Source organism: Saliphagus sp. GCM10025317, assembly GCF_042663665.1.
Lineage (GTDB): Archaea > Halobacteriota > Halobacteria > Halobacteriales > Natrialbaceae > Natronosalvus.
Genome location: NZ_JBHTAQ010000005.1, coordinates 914,531 through 935,473, shown reverse-complemented (window position 1 = coordinate 935,473; position 20,943 = coordinate 914,531). Strand labels below are relative to the sequence as shown.

Sequence of the window (20,943 nt, the reverse complement as noted above, 5' to 3'; positions counted from 1 at the left end):
GGCCGAAACTAAGGCGTCACTCCTCGTCGTCTCTGGTAGTCAACCGTCACTTCTGTCCTCCAATGTCCTCAGACCACTCACCCGACGACAGGATTGGGTACGATCCGGAGACTGACACGTACACCGTCTCCTCTGACTGGGCGACCGACGAATTACCCTCGGAGGCGGTAGTCGAGGCGGTCGCCGCTGCCACCGGATCGACGCCGGAATCCATCCCTCCGCTCTACGAGGTCGTCGACCCCGAGGCACTGGACCAATTGTTCGAACCGACAAGCCACGTGCCGTCGCTGCGAACGGGCGTCGTCGAGTTCCGGTTTCACGGGTGTGACGTGACCGTCTCCACCAGCGGTCAGACGACCGTCACGGTTTCCGAGCGCGATTGACGACGGGTTCCGTCACGTCCCGTTCCGCTCCGGATCGGCTCCAGGCCTCACCTTCACGAACCATCAAAGAGCATCGTGAGCAGCTTTCGCTCGGCGGTGTGGATGTGCTCGGAAAACGTCGCGGAGGTAATGTCGAGGCGCTCGGCTACCTCCTCGCCGGTACACGTTCGCGGCCAGTCGTAGTAGCCCGCCTGGTACGCGACCTCGAGCACCTCGTGCTGGCGGTCGGTGAGCTGGGCCTCCAGGACCTGCTCGAACGACGATTCCGTAAAGAGGGGCGTGACGGACCCCGTTTCGCGCTTGGAGACGAGCGAGGCGCCGTCGATCTCCTCGAGAAACGTCTCGATGACGTCGCCGGCCTCGTACGGCGACGGAATTTCGGCGACGACCCGTCCTTCGCCGTCGACGCCGCGAACCTCTCTGGGGAGCGCACCGCACGTCGCCAGCGTCACGGCGGGACAGTCGGCGGAAACCAGAAATTCGAACAACCCACCGCGGTCGTACGTCTCGAGAAGCGAAACGCTCACCGAGGCGTGGTCAGCAGCGAGGTCGTAGATTCGACTCGTCTCGGTGCCGGTGACGGTGAAGTACTCCGCGAACTGGCCGTCGTCCCGGGGAAGTAGTTTCGCTAACTCGATTTCACAGCCGTCGATGGTCGATGCCGCGACGAACGGATACGAACTATCAGAAATCGAAAACGTAACTTCGACGGCGGAGGCACTCCGTTTCGCGTTGGGAGACCGATGCATTTTTCTCACGAACAATCACACAGAGGTGAATTACTACTCTACCCCCTATATAATTTGGTTACTAGCTGTCGAAATCGCTGTCTGGCTCGGTTCACCTCGAACTCAGCTCCCCTCGAGCTACCGCGACCGTCGAGCGCCGTCCCTCGAGTACTTTTGAGGGTCGACCCCCAACCCCGAGTGATGACCGAACGCTGGCAAGCGCTATTCGACCGGGGGGAGTCGTTCGCGGTCGACCTCGAGACGATTCGAAACGAGTTCGCGAGACGGCGCGAGTTGGCTGCCGATGATCCCGGGCCGGGCTCGGGATCGAAACCTGAATCGGGCTCGGCCTCGAAATCGGAATCGGCCCTGGAACCAACATCGGAATCGAACCCGGAGGACAACGATGCCTGACCGACCCAATCCGGCACGCATCGTCGCCGACGCGGACGTACTCGCGGCGGACCTCCTCGTCGGCGGGGTGGCCAGGGACGCCCTCGACCACGTGCGTCGCCACTCCTGGATGGACCTGGTCGCGAGCGACGAACTCCTCGAGGCGACCAAATCGCTCGTCGCCGGCCTGGCCGACGCCGACCTCGCGCGGGCTCACCACGACCGACTCGAGCGCGAGTGCGTTCGCGTCGAGCACCCACCCGAGGACCATCCGGCGCTCGCCTCGGCCTACCGGGGGAACGCGGCGCACCTCCTCTCGTTCGACGAACGCCTGGGGTCGGCAAAAGCGGGAATGACCTTACAGCCGCGGGTCGCCGTGAGCGTGCGGACGCCGGACGCGTTCGCAACGGTGTTCGACGCCGAGAGTCTCTACGAGGCCATCGAGGGCGACACCTATCCGGGACCGGACCAGGATCCTCGAGCGTGAGGAAACGCGGCGTTCGCCGCCGAGCAGTCGTTCACCGGCACCGGCCCCAGGGTACGCTCGCTGCCGACTCACCGGTCGACGAGCGATTCCTGCCCGTGGTCGTCACACCAGGCGAACGCGAACAACCGCTTCGCGGGGACGGTCTCGAGGCGACGCCCGTCCTCGCTCTCGCCGGTGACGGGGTCCCAGGTCGTGCCGTCGCCGACGAGCAGCGGGCTGCCGGTCGCGTCTACGTCCATATCCACGTCCACATCCGTCGCTCGCGCGAACTCGAGGACGAAATCGGGCGCCTCGAACGCGTGGATGCCGGCCTCGCCGGCGCCGACGACGACCTCGCTCTCGCCGACCGACGCCGTCAGGACGCCGCCCGCCTCACGAACCCACGGGACGGGGATTCCGAGCGCGTCGCCGGCGCGCTCGATGCCGAGGACGACCGCTTTGGGCTCGAGGTCAGTTCGGTTCCAGGTCCGGCCGCCGTCACTGTCACCGTCACCGTCGCCGCGAAGACCAGCGAGACCGACCTCGTCGCTCGCGAAGTACCCCGCGTACGGCCGTTCGTCGTAGTCGACCGGCGCCGGGTCGTCGTTCTCGCTCGCGGCCTCGCTCTCGGCGTCGGGGACGGGCTGGAGGACTCGACCGTCGGGGTAACGCTCGAAGAAACGGTCGACCGTCGTCAGCGAGGACCCCCGCGGCGACAGTCGCGCCCCCTCGAGGGGGCCGTCGATGCAGACGCCCGCGGATTGTTTCCACTCCGAGTCCGTTTCTCGATCGTAGAGGACGAGGTCGTCGTCGGCGAGCTTTCCGCTCACGCCGAACGTGAGCCAACGACCGTCGACGACGGCGTCGTAGACGACGGCACTGGCACAGAGCGGGCACCAGGTGACGGCCATCGGGGTGCCCGACACCTCGTCGTTGACCACCTCGTGGTAGTCGAGGATCCGGAGCGGGTACGCCCGCGCGGAGCCGTCCTCGGTTTCGAGGACGACGGCATCGTCGGAGGCCGGTCCCCGGTGGTCCGGGCCGAACCGGGGATTGTCGATGCTGGGGATCGCGTCTCGGGGAATAACCTGTCTGACGTTCATACGAGGCCCTCGTCCGGATACGAGAAAAATCCAGGGTCAGCCCAGGAGGTGAATCTTCTTTCCGATGGGCAACCAAGGCCAGGTATGTACGACTCGATCCTCGTCGCCACCGACGGCAGCGACACGGCCGAGCGAGCGGTCGACCACGCCGTCTTCCTCGCCAAGACGCTCGCCGTCCCGCTGTTCGCCATCTCGGTGCTCGAGGACCGAACGGCCTACGATTCGGGCATCGTCGACCCCGAGGAGGTTCGCGAGCGACAGCAATCTCGAGCCGACGACGCCCTCGAGCGAGTCGAGGCGGTGGCGGGCGAGTCCGATGTCCCCGTCACGACCGCCCGGAAACGAGGGACGCCCCACGAGGAGGTTCTCGACTACGCGGACGAGCAGGGCTGTTCGGTGATCGTCGTGGGCGCACAGGGCCGCTCGGCGTTTCGCGACGCCTTGCTCGGAAGTACGGTCGACGCGCTGGTTCGCCTGTCCTCGAGGCCGGTGCTGGTCGTCGGCGACGGCGAGGCAGACCGAGTGACCCCGTAGAAGTGATTAGAAGGCGCCCGTGAGCGCCGATCGCCCGACGACGCTGACGAGCGTAATGAGGACCGTCCAGAGGGCGATGCTGCCGGTCATCCACGCGAGCGTGTCCCGGCCGCGGGCGCCCAGCGAGAGCGCGAGGACGGCCGCGAGGTGGACCCCGGTCGTGACGGGCGAGAGTAGCGCCAGCCCCGGTAGCCCGTAGCGATTCCAGATGCGGATCGCCCGTTTCCGTCGCGCGGAGGGTTCGCCCGAGCGGCGGCTCTCGAGCCACGACGCGACCCGGTCGGCCGCGAGGACGATGCCGTAGATCGGGAGGACGTTGCCGGTGAACGCCGTCACGGCGACCACGACCGGATCGAGTCCGAGAGCGACGCCGAGCGGGATCACGACCAGGATCTCGAGCAGGGGAGTCGCCGCGAGCGCGAAGACGAGCGCGTACTGCCAGGGGCCGCTGGCGGCGTCGAGGAGGTTGCGAGCCCACTCCTCGACGCTGGCGAGTTGGGCCTGCGCTACCCCTGAGAGCAGGCCCGTGCCCGGGTCCGGAACCGGAATGGCATCCGAAATCGATCTATCGGCAAGGCTACCGAGGGCCCCCTCGAGCGAAACCAAAGCGTCGAAAACGATCGGGTCCACGAAATTCTCAGGCCTCGATCAGAGCACGGACCAGGCCTTGCGGGCCCGGTTCCATGAGGTCAGGTCGGCGATCCAGCGGGCGGCGATGAGCTTCTTGAGGTTCTTCGCGGGGAAGCCACCGAAGGTGTCGACAGGGAGCATCTTGACGCCGTGAGCGACGGCCTCGTCGCCGACGGAGACGACCGTCCCTTTGTCGTCGTACTCCCAGGTCTTGAGCGGGCGATTGTCGATTGCGCGGGCGATGTTCTCGCCGACGACCTCCGCGGCCTGCCAGGCGGCCTGTGCGGTCGGCGGGGCGGGCTGACTGCCCTGGTCGACGATCGCCGAGTCGCCGATGGCGAACACGCGCTCGTCGGAGGTCCGGAAGTTCGCCTTCGCCTCGACGCGATTGTGCTGGTTCTCGAGGTCGGTCCCGTCGAGGGCCTCCCGCCCCGTGATGCCGCCGGTCCAGACGAACACGTCGTACTCGAGGGGGTCGCCCTCGTCGAAGTGAATGACGCCGTCTTCGGCCTCGGTGATCGGGTCGTCGGTGTGAATCTTGACGCCGGCTTCCTCGAGCAGGTTGCGCAGAGCCTGCTGGATCTCGGGGTCGTTCCCGGGGAAGATTTCGTCGAGCGCCTCGACCAAGTGAATCTCGAGGGGCGCGCGGTTCTCGTCGCGGAACGCCGCGACCTCGCCGGCGGTCTGGATGCCCGAGAGGCCAGCGCCGCCGATGACGATCTGGGCCGGTTCGCCGCGGGTCGCGTTGCGACTCGCCTCGGTGAGCTGCTCGTTGATCTCGAGGGCGTCGTCGAGGCTCTTGAGCGTCAGCGAGTGCTCCGCGAGGCCGGGGATGCCGTAGTAGGCGGTACTGCTCCCAAGCGCGACCAGCACGTAGTCGTACTCGACGTCCTCGCCGTCTGCGAGTTCGACGACGCGTTCTTCGGTGTCGAGGCCGGTGACGGTGTCGGTGATGAACCGGGTCCGCGGGTCGGCGATGTCGGCAACCGGGATGGTGATGTCGGCGCGAACCGAGGGATCTCGAACCACGCGATGGGACTCGTGCAACACGAGGTGGTAGTCGGTGTCGGAGATCCAGGTCAGTCGAGCGGTCTCGTCGAGTTCCGATTGGAGCGACTTGATCGCGCCGGCGCCGGCGTAGCCGGAGCCGAGCACGACGACGTTCTCGGTCATATACGCCAACCTCCGTATCACACCGATACAAAGGTGTTGAAACCCGGATAGGCGTGCGCACCGTTCCCACGTAGCAGAACTCTCCAGAAGCAATCAATTATTCGATGTATCTACAGGATCCGCTTCCCGAAGACACTCGCCGCCAGTTCGGCGGCCAGTTCGGCCGTCTCGTTTTGCTCGTCGAGGATCGGGTTCACCTCGACGACGTCCATCGACCGGAGGATTCCCTCGTCCTGGTCGCGTTCGTAGACGGTTTCGAGCGCCGAGTGGGCCTCCCGGTAGGTGACGCCGCCGCGGACGGGGGTCCCGACGCCGGGGGCCATTCGGGGATCGAGCCAGTCCAGGTCGAGACTGACGTGGACGCCGTCGGTCCCCGCCGTCGCCACGTCCAGGGCATCCTCGACGACCGCCGTGATGCCCCGCTCGTCGATGTCGGACATGGTGAACGCGGTCATCTCACTCTCGCGAACGAGTTCGCGCTCGCGCTCGTCGATGCTCCGGAGGCCGACGTAGGCGATCGACTCCTCGCGGACCCGCGGGGCGTGAGCCCACTCGAGGCCGTCGAACATGCCGTGACCGAGCGTCGCGGCCAGGGGCATCCCGTGGACGTTCCCGCTCGGGGACGTCGCGGGCGTGTTGAGGTCGGCGTGGGCGTCGAACCAGACGACGCCGAGGTCGGCGTCCCTGGAGGAACCGCTCATCGACCCGATGGCGATGGAGTGGTCGCCGCCGAGGACGAGCGGGAACGCACCGGTCTCCAGGGTCGCGGCGACGGAACTGGCGACGCGCGTGGTCACGTCCTCGACCTCGCGGAGGAATTTGGCGGTGCCCTCGACCGGCTGGTTCGCGTCGGGGTCGCGCTCCTCGGCACGGGGCATCGGGAGGTCACCCTGGTCGAGAACCTCGACGCCGGCGCCGGCGAGTTCGTCGGCGAGTCCCGCGTACCTGATCGCGGAGGTTCCCATGTCGACGCCGCGTCGGTCGGCCCCGTAGTCCATCGGTGCACCGATTACGTGGACAGCTCGATCCATACCCGCAGTTCTCCACCCGACGTTTAGAGTGACCCGATTTCGGATTCGAGTACCCGGTTTCACGAAACCGCTGAATACGTGGCGTTCGCGGTCGGATTCGATTGTCGGAACCTTTAGGAATAGACGCGCCTAAATTCGGACGATGATGCTGAGTGACGTCATGGAAGACTACCTCAAGGCGATCTACCAGCTCCAGGAGGGACGCGACGAGCGGGTCAAGACCTCCGCCATCGCCGAGGCGCTCAAGGTCACCTCGCCGACCGTCACCAGCATGCTCTCGAAACTCGAGGAGCGCGGTCTCGTCGACCGCGAGAAGTACCGTGGGGTGGTCCTCACCCCGGAGGGCGAGACCGTCGCCCTCGAGGTGATCCGTCACCACCGTCTGCTCGAGGCTTACCTGACCGAGCACCTCGACTACGACTGGTCGGAGGTCCACGCGGAGGCCGACCGCCTCGAGCACCACATCAGCGAAGACTTCGAGGCCAGGGTCGCCGCCGCACTCGACGACCCCGACGTCGACCCCCACGGCGCCCCCATCCCGAGCGCCGACCTCGAGGCGCCAGAGACGCCGACCGGCGATGCCATCTCAGCGTTCGAAGCGGGCGACCGCGTCGTCGTCCGCGAGGTCGCCGATCACGACCCCGAGATTCTCTCGTACCTGGCCGACCACGGCGTCGAGCCCGGCGTCGAACTCGAGATCGTCGAGGTCGCCCCCTTCGGGATGGTGACCGCGCGGCCGCTCGAGTCAGCGGATACCGAAACCCAGGTCTCGCTCCCACAAGAGGTGGCCCGTCACGTTCGCGTCGCGACGCCGGTGGACGCCCGGTCGTAATCCGTCGACGAACCGACGAACAGGAAGCGGAATTGATTACTACGGTTGTGAAGAATATGAGATAGCGATCGAAACCGTACCTGACCATCGGCTTTAAGCAAATCAATTACCAAGGATTCACCATGTCATCAATCGAGCTTACCCCGAGCCAAAAGAAAATTTTGCGCGCGCTCACCAATCTTCACTCCGAGGACGAAGATGCGATCAAAGGTGAGGACATCGCCGAGCAAGTCGACCGCAACCCGGGAACCATCCGCAACCAGATGCAGAGCCTGAAGGCCCTTCAGCTGGTCGAGGGCGTACCCGGCCCCAAAGGCGGTTACAAGCCGACCGCGGCCGCCTTCGAGGCTCTCGAGATCCAGCAGATGGACGAGCCAGCGGCCGTCCCACTCACCCACGAGGGTACCCCGGTCGAGGGCATGATCGTCGAGGAAATCGACCTCTCGAGCGTCCACCACCCGGAACTCTGCCGGGCCGAGATCCACGTCCAGGGCTCGACCGGCGACATCCACGAGGGCGACAGCGTCACCGTCGGGCCGACGCCGCTATCGAAACTGGTCATCGAGGGAGTACTCGATGGGAAAGACGACACGAACAACATCCTGATTCTGCGGATCGAGGATATGGTCGCGCCGGCAGAAGAGTCGGCCCACTGACGGTCGACGCCTCGTCTATCGACTCGTACTGGGACTCTCGAGCCACGTTCGTACTCTCGCATCACGTTCGGACACTCGTCAGCACCTCGAGAGACAGCACTACCGCTTGTGTCGAGCGTAATCGCCAGCTCGGGGGGTCGAACTGGACGCGGGCCGAAGTTCTCGCGAACCGCCTACGCGTCGACGGCACCCGTTCGCAGGTGGTGGAAGAGGTACGTCTGGGCGTACCCGGCGTACTGACCGCCGAGTCGCTCGCGGATCGCTCGAGACGTCTCGCCGTACGATCCCTGGTCGCAATCGGGGTAGTACTCCGCGATTGCGCTCCTGATCCACGTGTCGAGGGGCACGGCCTCGTCGAACCCCAGCGAGAAGAGCAGGACGCAGTCGGCCACCTTGTCGCCGACACCGACGAACCGCGTGAGGTGCTCGCGGGCGGCCTCGTACTCGAGGTCGCGGGCGTCCTCGGGGCGGGCCTCGCCGTTCGCGACCATCTCGGCCGTGCGCTGGACGTAGGGGGCGCGATACCCCAGGCGCAGGTCCCGGAGGTCGGCTTCGGTGGCGGTCGCGAGCTGTTCGGGCGTCGGGAAGGCGTAGACGGTCTCGCCACCGAGCGCGTAGGCGTCGCCGTACTCCCTCGCGAGCGTCGAGGCCATGCCGTGGATCCGCCCGACGCGCATCTGCGCCGAGCAGATGAACGAGATCAACGTCCCGAAGGGTGGGTCGTCGACCAGTCGCATCCCGTCGTGGGCCGCGTATGCCGCTCGAATCAGCGGATCGTCGGGCGCGTCCGCGGCGATCGCCTCGAGGTCGTCCTCGAGGCGCAACAGCTCGCGGACGAGCGGGTCGGCATCGGTCGTCGATTGCCACTCGAGGTCGCCGCCGGGGCCGTCGGGCTGGCGCACCCGGATCGGAACGTCGTCGACGACGGTTTGGTACCACGCCTTGGGCGCTCGACGGTCCGTGTACATCTCGCCGTCGCTTCGCGTCCAGAGGTAGCTCTGGCCGCTCTCGAGGGTGAGGTACAGGTCGAAGCCGCCCGAGAGGGCTTCGACGGCAATTGTGTCGCTGACAGTGGCTGTCGCCATCGCTCTGGTCGTGGCCTTCGTGGGTGCGGGTATGGGCCTTCTGATTTTGGCCTGGTTCGAAAATCCGGTACGAGAGTACGAGCGAGAGCGAGACAACGCCTGTGGCCCACTACGGGCGAACCTTCATACCGAATGCGATACAATAGCTCACTATGCACTGCAGGGTTGTCGTCGAAGCTGCCGTGCCGGTGTTCGACGTCGAGACGGAAGACGAGGCAATCCGTATCGCCATCTCGAAAACTGGCGAGATGCTGAACCCTGACCTGAACTACGTCGAGATCAACATGGGCGAGCGCACCTCCCCCGGCGGCGAGGAACTGCCGCCCGCGTTCATCGCCGCCGACGAGGCCCTCGTCGCCCTCGAGCTCGAGATGACCGTTTTCAACGTCGAACGCGAGGAACACGCCTCCCGCATCGCCCGCAAAGAGATCGGCCAGCGACTCGAGAACATCCCGCTGGAGGTGCTTTCGGTCGAGGTGCTCGAGGACGATGAGGATGAGGACGAGGACGACGACGACGACAGCGACACGGACAACGATAGCGACAACGAAACGTCAACCGACGAGTCGGCTCGAGACGACGAAGACGAGGCTCGCAGCGGAGACGAGGCTGACGATCAGAGCTCCGAGTCGGACGACGACGTCCTCCCCGAATTCGAAGATTTACTCGAGTGACGATTTCGAATCAGAAGCGGTAGTCGACCAATCGTCGCGCAAGTACGGAGCCAGCGTTTACCTCAAATAAAAGCACCACAGTCTATCGCACGAGAGCAGTCGACGAACGGATCCGGGACCCAAGAACGGATTCGTGAAGTGGAACACGAAGCGAGACGAAGTGCGTAGATTTGAAGTCGAAGTCGAAATCAAACGTCAGAGAGAGCCAGCCTTTCCAGTTGGCAGTGTCGTGGACTAGGGTATCGCAGGAAACTCAGTCGGCCGTGGCTGCGACGGCTTCCGCCTCCCCCTCTCGCATCGGTTGCGTAATTCCCCCAGCCAGCGCAAAAACAGCAGCTTTGTGATCGGTTTTCGATTTGTGGATCGATGTCGGTCGAATCCCAAGAGACTCGTACTCGTCGAGCGAAACCGAACAGTCCTCCCAGTTAGCACAGTGGTTCGATACTTCGGCAAGAAGGCCGTGAAGGTGAATGAGCTCTTGTTTCTTCATAACCATGCAATCATACCCACTGCAGGGTTATATTATTATCTTGAGTCTCGTTAACACGCTCCAGGTGACGATTGAACGAAATTTCGCCGTTCGAGACCATCTCGAGGGGAAATCGCTTCTCAAAAACCCCTCGGAAGGATCGGCTTAACGAGGATTTGAACGACGTAATCTGTGATTTCTGACGGAATCCAACGAGGTTTCCCGGGGACAGGGATCGACTTCGGTTGCGCGGCCGAAACTGGTCGACGGTCGGGGCGTAGAAATCGACACGAACAACTGAACGTGTCGCTCGCTGGCATTGAGTTGTAGCGAGCAAACCGATCGGTGACTGGAGCCGAAAATCGCCTCTCGAATGCGTTCCGATCGATCGACCATCAGGATCGAACTCGAACTCGAGCATCGAGCCCTCGTTCACCCCTTCGAGACGCGGCGCTCTGCACAGGTGCGCTCAATAAAGGATCCACGACCGGGCCGCCGCCGTTACCCGAGTTGTTTCAACGTTCGCAGATCGCGGTCCGTCCGGGTAAATTCGGCCATTCGCCGGGAGGCGTGGCAATTAGGACAATGAAACATCGAGGTGGAGTCGGGCAATTCCGTCGGCGTAAGTTGCCATTCTTTGACACATTCAGGGCAGACGAGTTGGACGGTCGTTTCGACCATGCTATGGCAATACACACCCACCGTCAAAAACGTTACCGCGCAAGTCAACTACCTCACCCTACACGCCTTCGACGTGTCGAGGGTGGGGCTTGTCCGTGAACTCGGCCTCGAACCCATCAGGGTAGGCGGTAAATCCGCGCTTCGGCGTCACCGTTCCAGACTTTAGGGCGAGTTGACTGTCGCCCGTCCGCCGAGACGACTGTTGGCCTCGACGGACGTACCGTAATCCAATGTTCTTCGCCGCGTTGTAGTCCGCGTTCGCTTCCGACCCGCACTTCACGCACCGGAAGTTGTTGCGCGACGGGCGATTCTCGTCTGCCGTGAATCCACACTCGGCACACCGCTTCGACGTGTACGCCGACCTGACTTGCTTCACCGAGATGCCGACCGATTCGGCTTTGTACTCGACGTATTCGTAGAGCGTTCGGAACGCCCACTTGTGACCCCACGATGCCCCGGTTCGGTCGCGGATATGGGTCAGGTTCTCGAACACGATTACGTCACAGTCGTAGCGGAGGGCTTCGTCCACGATCGCGTTGGATGCCCGGTGGAGTACGTCGCGGACGTATCGAAGCTCTCGACTGCTCGACTGTTCGAGCGTTCGGTGGGCGCTTCGGGTGCCGGTCTGTTGGAGTCCGGCACGTACCTTCTCGAATTCGCGGAGGTCGTGGGTCAACTTCCGCCCGCTGAAGAAGGAGGCGGTGCTGGTGACGGCGAGGTTTTCGATACCGAGGTCAACCCCGAGAACCGTTCCGTCCTCGGCGGTGTTCCGCTCAGTATCGTTCTTGGGTCGGCGGAAGCCGATATGCAAGAAAAACTTGCCGTCTCGGGCGGTGAGCGTACTCTCCGTGACGCACCATTCGTCCGAGTCGAGATACTGCCGCTGGTAGCCATCGTCAGCGTCGGGGAGGGCAAGCGGACACCGAACCCGACTCTCCGTCGTGGAGAGGGAGACGGTATCGTCATCAAACACCGTCATCGTCCGCGTATCGTACGTTACGGTCGGCGCGGTGAACGTCGGCTTGCTGACCTTCTTGCCTTTCGACCGGCGTTCGATACAGCCGGTGATGGCTTGTGCGGCTTGGTGGGTGGCGAGAATCGCGTGCTGACTCCCGAGGTCGGTATCTTTGCGCACAGAATCGTAGGCGAGGGGTTGCACGTCGCTCTTGGTGTTGCAATGTCCCCACGCGAGGTCCGTGGCGATTTGGCACCCCCGTTTCCACTCGGAGATGGTGTCTTCGAGCAAGTTGCGTTGCTCACTGTCTACCGAGAGGCGGGTGATTGCCGTCCGACGCACGTAGTCGTCTGCCACATATTCAATGTATTCCCGTGGCTATTTATAGGTCTCTGAAATGCCCAGCGATACGAACGCGCCCTTCCCCTCCCTACCGCTCGTTTCACTCGTGCTCGAGGAAGGGGACTCCGCGTTACCATTTAGTTGAAACGACGAGTCGATCGACACCGAGACTGCAGATACGGTCGTCGACCGACTCTATACCGTCATCGTGTCGCTGGCCTCGAGCAACTCCTTGTACCGGTTTCGAATGGTGACTTCGGAGATGCTCGCGACCTCGCTGACATCGTTCTGGGTGACCTTCTCGTTGGTCAGCAAGGCGGCGGCGTACACCGACGCGGCCGCGAGGCCGACCGGCGACTTGCCGCTGTGGACGCCCTCCTTGCGAGCCGACTCGAGCAGGTCGCGTGCCCGACGCTCGGTCTCGTCCGAGAGGTCCAGGTCGCTGATGAACCGCGGGACGTAGCTCTCGGGGTCGGCCGGCTTGATCTCGAGGTTGAGCTGGCGGACGATGTAGCGGTAGGTCCGGGTCAGCTCCATCCGGTCAACGCGGCTGACGGCGGCGATCTCGTCGAGGCTGCGCGGCGTCCCGGCCTGTCGTGCGGCGGCGTACAGCGCCGAGGTGGCGACGCCCTCGATCGAGCGTCCCGGGAGCAGGTCCTCGTCGAGCGCTCGCCGGTAGATCACGCTGGCGGTCTCCCGGACGTTCTCCGGGAGGCCGAGCGCGCTAGCCATGCGGTCGATCTCGCCGAGAGCCTGCTTGAGATTCCGCTCCTTGCTGTCGCGGGTGCGGAAGCGCTCGTTCCAGGTGCGCAGGCGCTGCATCTTCTGGCGCTGTCGGCTCGAGAGCGAGCGCCCGTAGGCGTCCTTGTCCTGCCAGCCGATGTTGGTCGACAGGCCCTGGTCGTGCATCATCTTCGTCGTCGGCGCGCCGACGCGGGACTTCTTGTCCTTCTCGGCGGAGTCGAACGCGCGCCACTCGGGCCCGCGGTCGATCTCGTCTTCCTCGACGACCAGGCCACACTCCGAACACACCGTCTCGGCGTGTTCGCTGTCCGAGACCAGTCGGCCACCGCACTCGGGGCACTGCTCGTCCTCGCTGGCTCGCGGCTCCTGTTCCCGCTGTGTCTCGCCACTGTAGGTTCGAATTGTCGTATCTGTCATGGTGTATCGACTCAGTTACTCAGAGCTCCCGGGTGGGGGGTACCAGAAGAAAACCCGGACGCTCCAGCTAACATACGGTAAGGGCGAAAGGCATATAAAGCTTTTGCCTTCTTTATAAAGAGTCATGCGAGCAGTTATGTACGTTTCGGTTAGTACATGATCGTTCGTTGCGTATCGGGCGTTCGGACGGGAGACCGCCGGTACCGTCAGACGGTAAAGAGATGTCCCTCGGTCGGCACGTCGAACAGGCCGATCCGAGCCCCGGCATCGAGCCAGGCGTGTCCGTAGGAGAAGGCCGCAAGCGCGTTCACCAGGTCGTCTTCCTCCCGGAAGTGACGGCCGTCCTCGAGATAGGATCGAGCCATCTCGAAACACTCCGCGGCAGCCTCGGCCATCGGGGTTCCCTCCGGCGGCGCGACGGTCGCCGCCTCGAGCGCCTCCGCCAGGAGGGTGCCGTAGCGATCGGTCTTCTCCTCGAGATCAGCAGGCATACGCAGTGGTCGACGGGAACGGTCGTAAACGCATCGTCATCGCCACCGTCATCGAGTGCGGACGGTCCGTTCACAGCGACTGTCAGGTCGGTGAATCGCCTCGGGACTTGACCCCGAGGCTTCCCGTTTCTATGACGTGACTTGCAGACACACGTTGAAAGTCAGGCGTGTCCGTAGCGGTCACAGTCTCCACGGGCGTGTCTTCGGGCCATCCCAGCCCTAGTTCAGAAAAGCCTCTCTGCAAAACGTTCATTGCCGCGTTCGCGTCCCTGTCTGTCTCGAATTCGCACGACGGGCAAGAGTGTTCACGCACCCAGATGGGTTTTGCTGTCTCCACACCACACGATGCACACTCTTTGGTCGTGCCTCGGGCCTCTACTTGAGCGACGTGACAACCGTACAAGTCTGCCTTGTATTCGAGGAGCGTGATGAACTGTCGCCACGCCGCATCCTGCTTGGTCCGGGCGTTCCCGTCGTTCTGAAGCATCCCAGCTACATTGAGGTCTTCCACAAACACGGCATCGTATTCGCGGACTAGCCACGTTGTGAGTTTGTGCTGGTAGTCCAGTACCTTCCGCTTGATGTGGCGCTTGACCTTTGCAACTTTTCTCCGTTGTTTCTCGTAGTTGTTCGATCCGTTCTCCTTCCGCGAGAGTTTGCGTTGCTCGCAGTGAAGACACTCGTACTCGTTTTCGAGGTCCAGCCAATCCACAGTCTTGCCGTCAGACGTGTGGATGTAGTTGAGGATGCCGAGGTCAATACCGACGCTGTTGCTCGCATCCAAGGAGTCCAGCGCAGGTTTTTCGGGAACGTGTTCGTCATCGGTTTCGAGTCCGAAGGAGATGAACCACTCGCCTGTCGTCTCTTTCTTGAACGTGACTTCTTTGACCGTGGCGCGGTCGGGAATCGGGCGGTGGTATCGGATTTTGACCCAACCAATTTTGCTGAAGCGGACGTAAGCATACCTGTCTTGGCCCCTCTTTTCATCAAGGTCGAAACCAGACTGGTTGTACGTGACGCTCCGGTAGTCGGTGGGTGCTTGCCGTTTGAGCCGACCGACTTTGTATCCTTTCTCTTTCTTCTTGTAAAGGTTCGAGAGGTTGCGGTGGAAACGAGCGACTGTGGCTTGTGCGGCCTTCGAGTGTAGTTCACTAAACACCAACCACTTGCGTTTCCACTCAGGAAGCTTATTGTTTTGGTCGTACTCACTCGGCTTGTCGCTTCCAGGACTGTGTTCGTAGTCCCAGCGGACATGGTTGTAGAGCTGGCGATGAATGGTGAGATGGCGTTCCAGTCGCTCCGCTACCTCTTGTGTCGGGTAGGCGTGGTAGCGGTGACTGTATTCCATCGCTATCTCTTGATTAGTTATATGTTTCCTTAATGGTTTGTATCCCTGCGTGTCGGTTTCGTCCTCGAGGAAAAGCCTCGGGGTATTCGCCGTGTCCGCTGATAAAGACGTAACTAGGGGGCCGTGGTATCGCCGACGATGCGACTGATACAGGCGCTCGTCCCCTCCGCCGTCCGGGACGACGTGCTGTTCGCGCTCGACACCGAAGGGATCGACTACGTGACCCTCCGGGAGAACACCGACGGGGAAAACAGCGTCATCGTCCAGTTTCCGTTGCCGACCCAGGCCGTCGAGGAGGTCCTCGAGACGCTCGAGGAGGCGGGCGTCGACGACGACTTCATCGTCGTCAGTTCGATCGAGACGGCACGGACGCCGGGCCTCGAGTCCCTCGAGGAGCGCTTCGTCAGCGGGAGTGAGTCCGACGACAGCATCTTCTACGAGGAGATTCGGACGCGGGCGCTGAACATGACGCCGAACCGCCTCACCTACTACGCGATGACGCTCCTGAGCGCGGTCGTGGCGACGGCCGGTCTCCTGCTCGACTCGCCGGCCATCGTCGTGGGGTCGATGGTCATTGCCCCGCAGGTGAGTGCCGCGCTGACCGGCACTGTCGGGATGGTGCTCAACGACCGCGGCATGATCGTCGACGGCATCTCCTCGCTCGTCGGCGGGTTGGTGGCCGCGATGGCCGGGGCGTTCGCGTTCGCCTGGCTCCTTCGCTCCGGTGCCATCGTCCCCTCGACGATCGAGATTACCGCTATCCACCAGGTGAGCACCCGCATCTCGCCCGACCTCCTCTCGCTGATCATCGGCATCTGCGCCGGTGCTGCGGGCGCGTTCGGTCTGGCGACCGCCCTGCCCGTCTCGCTCGTCGGCGTCATGATCGCCGCGGCGCTCATCCCCGCTGCGGCAGCCGTCGGCATCGGCCTGGCCTGGAACGCGCCCCTGGTCGCGGCCGGAGCGTTCGTCCTGCTGACGATCAACGCCGCGTCTATCGTCCTCTCCGGCCTCGCCGTCTTCTGGTATCTCGGCTACCGGCCCGCCGACTGGGTACCGGGTGACCTGGGCCGGAACCTGACCCGCGACCGCCTCGGCGCAATCGTTCCCGCCGTGCTCGTCCTCTCGCTGGTCTGCCTGCTCGCTGGCGGCGTCCTCTTCCATCACGTCTCCTTCGAGAACGACGTCAATGAGGAGATCCGGACCGTCCTCGACAATCCCGAGTACGACCGTCTCGAACTCGTCGACCTCCGAACGGAGTTCGTCGGGGGCGACCTGGCCACGTCGTACGAGGTGACCGCCGTGGTTCGTCGCCCCGACGGCGTCGCCTATCCGGACCTCGTCTCTACCCTCGAGGACGCCCTCGAGGATCGGACGGGCCGCCAGATTGAGGTGACCGTCGAGTACGTCGACCGGGACACCGGAACGGACCGTGGTGAGGCTCGGTTCGACTCGGTGAACCGGCCGATGACCGACCGCGGAATGCCAGGAACGCAAGGCGTTTAGGTCGCCTGTGCGTAGTACGGATACATGAGCGACGCCCCTCGAGTCGAAATCTACACCAAAGAGAACTGCTCGTACTGCGAGAAGGCGAAGGACCTCCTCGACGCCAAAGGGGTCGCCTTCGAGACGTACAACGTCACGGGTGACGAGGACCTGTTCGAGGAGATGGTCGACCGCGCCGAGGGTCGCAAGACCGCGCCCGAGGTGTTTATCGACGACGAACTGATCGGCGGCTGGGACGAGACCAGCGCGCTCGACGAGACCGGCGAACTCGACGAGCTGCTCGGGATCGCCCGCAACGACGACTGCGAGGTCATCGAGCACCGTCGCCTGCTCATCGCCGGAACGGGTATCGCCGGCCTGACAGCGGCCATTTACGCTGGTCGGTCGAACAACGAGCCCCTGGTCATCGAGGGCGACGAACCCGGCGGCCAGCTCACCCTGACGACCGACGTGGCGAACTACCCCGGCTTCCCCGAGGGGATCAGCGGCCCGGAACTCGTGAACAACATGAAGGAACAGGCCCGGCAGTTCGGCGCCGAATTGAAAAACGGCATCGTCGAAAACGTCGAGCGCCTCGAGGATCCGTCGGTCGTGGAGGAGGCCACCGAGGACTCCTTCTGCGTCGACCTCACCAACGGCGACCGCTACACCGCCGACGCCGTCATCGTCGCCTCCGGCGCCAGCGCCCGCACCCTCGGTATCCCCGGTGAAGACGAACTCATGGGCTACGGGCTCTCGACGTGTGCGACCTGCGACGGCGCGTTCTTCCGGGACGAGGACATGCTCGTCGTCGGCGGCGGCGACGCGGCCATGGAGGAAGCCTCGTTCCTCACGAAGTTCGCCGACACGGTCTACTTGGCCCACCGCCGCGAGGAGTTCCGCGCCGAGGACTACTGGATCGACCGGGTCCACGAGCACGTCGAGGACGGCAACATCGAGATTATGAAGAACACCGAACTGATCGAGATTCACGGCTCCCAGGAGGCGGGCGTCGATCACGTCACCCTCGTCCGCAACGAGAAGGGGCACCCGACCGACCGCCTCGACGACCCCGAAACCGAGGAGTTCGACTTCGACGTCGGCGCCGTCTTCTTCGCCATCGGCCACACGCCCAACACCGACTACCTCGAGGGACTGGGCATCGAGACCGACGACGAAGGCTACCTCAAGACGAAAGGTGGCGACGGCGGCGGCCAGACCGAAACCGCCGTCCCCGGCATCTTCGGTGCTGGCGACGTCGTCGACTACCACTACCAGCAGGCCGTCACCGCCGCGAGCATGGGCTCGAAGGCCGCCATCGACGCCGACGAGTACTTAGAGGACCTCGAGCGAGAGCGCGAAGAGGTTGTGCTCGAAGAGAGCGAGGAAGTTCCTGCGGCCGACGACTGACGACTGTCGGCTGATACCTGACTCCAGTCAGGAGTCGGTTCGCTCGAGGAACCGCGACTGTACGTCCCCCGTCGGCATCATACACTGCTCTTTCTTCCCGAACCAGCGATAGCGCCGGGTCGCGACGAAGTCGTACGCCCAGTCCCGAACCGGGCGTGGGACGAACCGAAACGGCGACAGCAAGGCGTAGATCCCGCCGAGATGTCTCGCCGTGCGAATGATCGCCCCCGACTTGACGTAACTGTCCTCGCCCTCGATCAGGACGACCGACTCGAGTTCGTCGGTCGGGAGACCGTGTTCGGCACACAGCGCTTTGCCCACGTCGGACTGGAGGGACGCGAAGTAGAACTGCTCTTCCGTATCGCGGGGCACGACGAACTGGACGAAGCCGTTACACAGGTTGCAGACGCCGTCGAAGAGGAGAATGGGGGCATCTGCGGGAACCTCGAGGTCGACGCTCATTGGTCGGACCTTTCGCTGGGGTGCAGTTCAGCGTTCCGATGGCGGTGATTGGGGTCGATGGTCTCAGCTCGAGATTTTCGCGGATTCGCGGGTACAAGGACCTGCTGTTCGAGTATACGTCAGAAAGTTTCACGAGTCCACGTCGATCGAAACTGAGCGACAAAGGAGACAACAAACTTATGCGTCATTGCGCGTGACACCTCGGAAACGGTCGACCCAAACGATGTCCTCGCAATCCACCTCCACTCTGGACCGGCTGTCAGCCGCCATGGATCGGTTCGCCACCGCCCTCCAGCGACGGTTCGAGATCGATCTCCGGGCGCTCGCCGCGTTTCGAATCGCTCTCGGGCTGTTGATCATCCTCGACCTGCTGAACCGCGCTCGCGATTTCCACGCGTTTCACACCGACAAGGGGGTCCTCCCGCTCGAGGCGTTGCACTCGGATTACGGCGACGTATACTCGATACACGCGATTTCTGGAGACGCCTGGTTCCAGGCGCTCCTGTTCGGTATCGCGGGCGCGTTCGCGCTCGCGATGGTCCTCGGGTACCGAACTCGACTCGCAACGATCGTCTCCTGGCTCTTGCTCGTCTCACTGCACGTTCGAAACCCAATGGTAACGAACGGCGGCGACATCCTCTTGCGCCTGCTGTTGCTGTGGGGGATCTTTCTCCCCCTTGGCGAACGGTGGTCGATCGACGCCAGGCGAATCGATCGGGAACGTTCGACGATTGCCAGCGAGGCGACGATGGCCGTGCTCTTACAGGTGTTCTTGATGTACTTCACCAACGCTATCCACAAGTGGCGGAGCGACGTGTGGATGGAAGGGGAAGCGCTCGTTCGTATCTTCCAGGCCGATCAGTTTACGATCTTGCTCGGCAACGTTCTCGCGGACCAGGTCTTCCTGTTGCAACTGTTTTCGTACGTTTGGGTCGCACTAATCGTGCTCTCGCCGCTCCTGATCGCACTCACGGGCTACCGCCGTGCTCTGCTCGCGACGCTGTTCGTCGGCATGCACCTCGGCATGCTCGTCACGCTTCGCATCGGCCTGTTTCCGCTGATCGTCATCGCCGGCTTACTTCTGTTCTATCCACCGGTGATATGGGACCACGCGACCGCCCTTGCCGCCCACGTTGGCATCGCGGCGCCGCTCCGAGCGCGAGTAGCACGACTGCAGGCGGTCGTTCCGCGATTTCCTGCAGTGGACGTCCCGATGCCGTCGCGCTCGAGTGTCCTCGAGCGCAGTCGTGGTGCGTTCTTCTCGGTCATTCCGGCGCTGCTCTTGCTCCTGGTCCTCTTCGCCAACGCCGAGGCCGTCGACTACACCGAGGTTCCCGACCCTGCAGAGGAGGTCATCGACACTGCGATGATTGACCAGAGCTGGCGGATGTTCGCACCGAACCCCACCTCGAATGCCAAGTGGTTCGTCGTCCCCGGCGAACTCGAGGACGGGTCGGAGGTCGACGCCATGCACGGCGAGGAAGTCGACTGGGATCGGCCGCCGAGCGTCGACGCGACCTACGACGGGGCGCGGTGGCGGAAGTACCTCAGCAACATGCGCTACGCCGGCAACGAGAATCACCGCTCTTACACGGCGAACTACCTCTGTCATCGCTGGAACGACGAACACGACACCCAGCTCGAGACCGTCACCATCTACGGACTAACGGACCGCGCCGAGCGGGGAGAAGAGCCGGATATCGCCCGATTCGAACTCATCGAGTACGACTGTTCGGGTGAGTTCATCCAGGAGTCCAGCTAAGACGTTCAGTTACGGAGTCGACGGTCGGAGGCCGTTGAATCCGAGCGTTTTCGGTCGAGTTCGAACGCCGTCTGTACACGTTTTTGGACTGTACGTGCCTCGAGCAATCCGTGGCTGTCTAACCGACTCGCACCTGGATCTGTCGGGCCCGACTACGGGTGCCCGTCGTCCGACTCGACGAATTGGCCTCGAGAAAGACTCGAGTACGAAGTACCGCAGAATAGCGATGCCGTGAATCGCGAGCGGTGAGCCGGCTACGATGAGCCGACTACGATGAGCCGGGTACGTCCAGAAGGGGCGAGGCCGAGAACGGGAGAGGAACAGCGACGAAAAACGCCGTCTACGCTGGCGACTGGTTGACCGAGCGGAGGCGGTGGCCACCACTCAATCGTGACGAGACGAAGCGCAGCGTCGGGTCCGGGTCGCAGTCGCCACGATTGGGTGTGGTGTGTGTCGAGCGCCGGGCGTAGCCATCGATCGGCCCACGAAGGAAACCTGCACGATCTCACAGAAACGATGCTGTTCGCGACGAGGTGAGCCCGAGGAACGTTTTGGTGTAGTTCGTGGACGGTCCGATGCGCTTTTGGACGGCCCGCTTTCACCACCAGTAGTGTTGCCTATCATCTCTCGAGTAGCGCCGTCCACGATGACGATTCCAGGACAGCACGGGGTTGGCCGTGTGGCACCGGACG

Annotated in this window: 23 protein-coding genes; 10 read left to right on the top strand and 13 right to left on the bottom strand. The window is 63.4% G+C overall.

Annotated features, from left to right (window positions below; all coding sequences use genetic code 11):
- The first annotated feature begins 62 nt into the window (after positions 1 to 62).
- Positions 63 to 383: a DdfA family disk-determining factor gene (gene ddfA / locus ACFQS4_RS06660; protein ID WP_497902866.1), complete on the top strand. Its 321-nt coding sequence runs from the start codon at positions 63 to 65 to the stop codon at positions 381 to 383.
- 53 nt (positions 384 to 436) lie between these two features.
- Here the strand turns inward: ddfA and ACFQS4_RS06655 are convergent, their stop codons facing one another.
- A complete protein-coding gene (locus tag ACFQS4_RS06655; RefSeq protein WP_497902865.1) occupies positions 437 to 1,132 on the bottom strand; it encodes a helix-turn-helix domain-containing protein in 696 nt (231 codons plus the stop codon).
- A 180-nt stretch (positions 1,133 to 1,312) separates the two neighbouring features.
- Between ACFQS4_RS06655 and ACFQS4_RS06650 the strand changes: the two genes are divergently transcribed.
- Together ACFQS4_RS06650 and ACFQS4_RS06645 are read left to right on the top strand one after the other, a co-directional pair.
- Positions 1,313 to 1,525, top strand: coding sequence for a hypothetical protein (locus tag ACFQS4_RS06650; protein ID WP_497902864.1), 213 nt, complete (start codon positions 1,313 to 1,315; stop codon positions 1,523 to 1,525).
- A complete protein-coding gene (locus ACFQS4_RS06645) occupies positions 1,518 to 1,991 on the top strand; it encodes a DUF7384 family protein (RefSeq protein WP_497902863.1) in 474 nt (157 codons plus the stop codon). The genes ACFQS4_RS06650 and ACFQS4_RS06645 overlap by 8 nt, the downstream gene beginning before the upstream one ends.
- Positions 1,992 to 2,059: 68 nt before the next feature.
- Here the strand turns inward: ACFQS4_RS06645 and ACFQS4_RS06640 are convergent, their stop codons facing one another.
- The gene (locus ACFQS4_RS06640; protein ID WP_497902862.1) at positions 2,060 to 3,073 is read right to left on the bottom strand and encodes a DUF3179 domain-containing (seleno)protein; all 1,014 of its coding nucleotides are present in this window, start codon (positions 3,071 to 3,073) and stop codon (positions 2,060 to 2,062) included.
- Positions 3,074 to 3,157: 84 nt separating this feature from the next.
- Here ACFQS4_RS06640 and ACFQS4_RS06635 point away from each other — a divergent pair, with 84 nt between their 5' ends.
- A complete protein-coding gene (locus ACFQS4_RS06635) occupies positions 3,158 to 3,607 on the top strand; it encodes a universal stress protein (RefSeq protein WP_497902861.1) in 450 nt (149 codons plus the stop codon).
- A 6-nt stretch (positions 3,608 to 3,613) separates the two neighbouring features.
- Here the strand turns inward: ACFQS4_RS06635 and ACFQS4_RS06630 are convergent, their stop codons facing one another.
- The 3 genes from ACFQS4_RS06630 to rocF all read right to left on the bottom strand — a co-directional run bounded on the left by ACFQS4_RS06630 (position 3,614) and on the right by rocF (position 6,441).
- Positions 3,614 to 4,237 carry a small multi-drug export protein gene (locus ACFQS4_RS06630; RefSeq protein WP_497902860.1) on the bottom strand — a complete coding sequence of 208 codons (624 nt, stop codon included), beginning with the start codon at positions 4,235 to 4,237 and terminating at the stop codon, positions 3,614 to 3,616.
- A gap of 18 nt (positions 4,238 to 4,255) precedes the next feature.
- Complete coding sequence (locus ACFQS4_RS06625; protein WP_497902859.1) at positions 4,256 to 5,410, bottom strand: NAD(P)/FAD-dependent oxidoreductase; 1,155 nt, start codon at positions 5,408 to 5,410, stop codon at positions 4,256 to 4,258.
- A 110-nt stretch (positions 5,411 to 5,520) separates the two neighbouring features.
- A complete protein-coding gene (gene rocF, locus ACFQS4_RS06620) occupies positions 5,521 to 6,441 on the bottom strand; it encodes an arginase (RefSeq protein ID WP_497902858.1) in 921 nt (306 codons plus the stop codon).
- A 142-nt stretch (positions 6,442 to 6,583) separates the two neighbouring features.
- On the opposite strand from rocF, the gene ACFQS4_RS06615 reads away from it, so the two are divergent.
- Positions 6,584 to 7,273, top strand: coding sequence for a metal-dependent transcriptional regulator (locus ACFQS4_RS06615; RefSeq protein ID WP_497902857.1), 690 nt, complete (start codon positions 6,584 to 6,586; stop codon positions 7,271 to 7,273).
- Between the two features lie 122 nt (positions 7,274 to 7,395).
- Positions 7,396 to 7,929 (top strand): Rrf2 family transcriptional regulator, encoded by a 534-nt coding sequence (locus ACFQS4_RS06610; protein WP_497902856.1) that lies wholly within the window; start codon positions 7,396 to 7,398, stop codon positions 7,927 to 7,929.
- A 173-nt stretch (positions 7,930 to 8,102) separates the two neighbouring features.
- Here ACFQS4_RS06610 and ACFQS4_RS06605 read toward each other — a convergent pair whose 3' ends face one another.
- The gene (locus ACFQS4_RS06605; RefSeq protein ID WP_497902855.1) at positions 8,103 to 9,014 is read right to left on the bottom strand and encodes a DNA-3-methyladenine glycosylase family protein; all 912 of its coding nucleotides are present in this window, start codon (positions 9,012 to 9,014) and stop codon (positions 8,103 to 8,105) included.
- Between the two features lie 152 nt (positions 9,015 to 9,166).
- Between ACFQS4_RS06605 and ACFQS4_RS06600 the strand changes: the two genes are divergently transcribed.
- Positions 9,167 to 9,688, top strand: a complete 522-nt coding sequence (locus tag ACFQS4_RS06600; RefSeq protein ID WP_497902854.1) for a DUF555 domain-containing protein — start codon at positions 9,167 to 9,169, stop codon at positions 9,686 to 9,688.
- A gap of 253 nt (positions 9,689 to 9,941) precedes the next feature.
- Here the strand turns inward: ACFQS4_RS06600 and ACFQS4_RS06595 are convergent, their stop codons facing one another.
- From ACFQS4_RS06595 to ACFQS4_RS06570, 6 genes are all read right to left on the bottom strand, one after another.
- Positions 9,942 to 10,178, bottom strand: a complete 237-nt coding sequence (locus ACFQS4_RS06595; protein WP_253438168.1) for a UPF0058 family protein — start codon at positions 10,176 to 10,178, stop codon at positions 9,942 to 9,944.
- A 480-nt stretch (positions 10,179 to 10,658) separates the two neighbouring features.
- A complete protein-coding gene (locus ACFQS4_RS06590) occupies positions 10,659 to 10,838 on the bottom strand; it encodes a DUF7836 family putative zinc-binding protein (RefSeq protein WP_253433364.1) in 180 nt (59 codons plus the stop codon).
- 58 nt (positions 10,839 to 10,896) lie between these two features.
- On the bottom strand, positions 10,897 to 12,150 hold the full coding sequence (locus tag ACFQS4_RS06585) for an RNA-guided endonuclease InsQ/TnpB family protein (RefSeq protein ID WP_497902853.1): 1,254 nt from the start codon (positions 12,148 to 12,150) through the stop codon (positions 10,897 to 10,899).
- Between the two features lie 180 nt (positions 12,151 to 12,330).
- On the bottom strand, positions 12,331 to 13,296 hold the full coding sequence (locus tag ACFQS4_RS06580) for a transcription initiation factor IIB (RefSeq protein ID WP_254159799.1): 966 nt from the start codon (positions 13,294 to 13,296) through the stop codon (positions 12,331 to 12,333).
- A gap of 206 nt (positions 13,297 to 13,502) precedes the next feature.
- A complete protein-coding gene (locus ACFQS4_RS06575) occupies positions 13,503 to 13,787 on the bottom strand; it encodes a DUF357 domain-containing protein (RefSeq protein WP_497902852.1) in 285 nt (94 codons plus the stop codon).
- A gap of 82 nt (positions 13,788 to 13,869) precedes the next feature.
- Positions 13,870 to 15,135, bottom strand: a complete 1,266-nt coding sequence (locus ACFQS4_RS06570) for an RNA-guided endonuclease InsQ/TnpB family protein (RefSeq protein ID WP_497902851.1) — start codon at positions 15,133 to 15,135, stop codon at positions 13,870 to 13,872.
- 138 nt (positions 15,136 to 15,273) lie between these two features.
- On the opposite strand from ACFQS4_RS06570, the gene ACFQS4_RS06565 reads away from it, so the two are divergent.
- Positions 15,274 to 16,638: a DUF389 domain-containing protein gene (locus ACFQS4_RS06565; protein WP_497902850.1), complete on the top strand. Its 1,365-nt coding sequence runs from the start codon at positions 15,274 to 15,276 to the stop codon at positions 16,636 to 16,638.
- A gap of 24 nt (positions 16,639 to 16,662) precedes the next feature.
- Positions 16,663 to 18,027: a glutaredoxin 3 gene (grxC, locus tag ACFQS4_RS06560; protein WP_497902849.1), complete on the top strand. Its 1,365-nt coding sequence runs from the start codon at positions 16,663 to 16,665 to the stop codon at positions 18,025 to 18,027.
- 27 nt (positions 18,028 to 18,054) lie between these two features.
- Here grxC and ACFQS4_RS06555 read toward each other — a convergent pair whose 3' ends face one another.
- Positions 18,055 to 18,489: a thiol-disulfide oxidoreductase DCC family protein gene (locus ACFQS4_RS06555; protein WP_497902848.1), complete on the bottom strand. Its 435-nt coding sequence runs from the start codon at positions 18,487 to 18,489 to the stop codon at positions 18,055 to 18,057.
- A gap of 223 nt (positions 18,490 to 18,712) precedes the next feature.
- Between ACFQS4_RS06555 and ACFQS4_RS06550 the strand changes: the two genes are divergently transcribed.
- Positions 18,713 to 20,251: an HTTM domain-containing protein gene (locus ACFQS4_RS06550; protein ID WP_497902847.1), complete on the top strand. Its 1,539-nt coding sequence runs from the start codon at positions 18,713 to 18,715 to the stop codon at positions 20,249 to 20,251.
- The last annotated feature ends 692 nt before the right edge of the window (positions 20,252 to 20,943 follow it).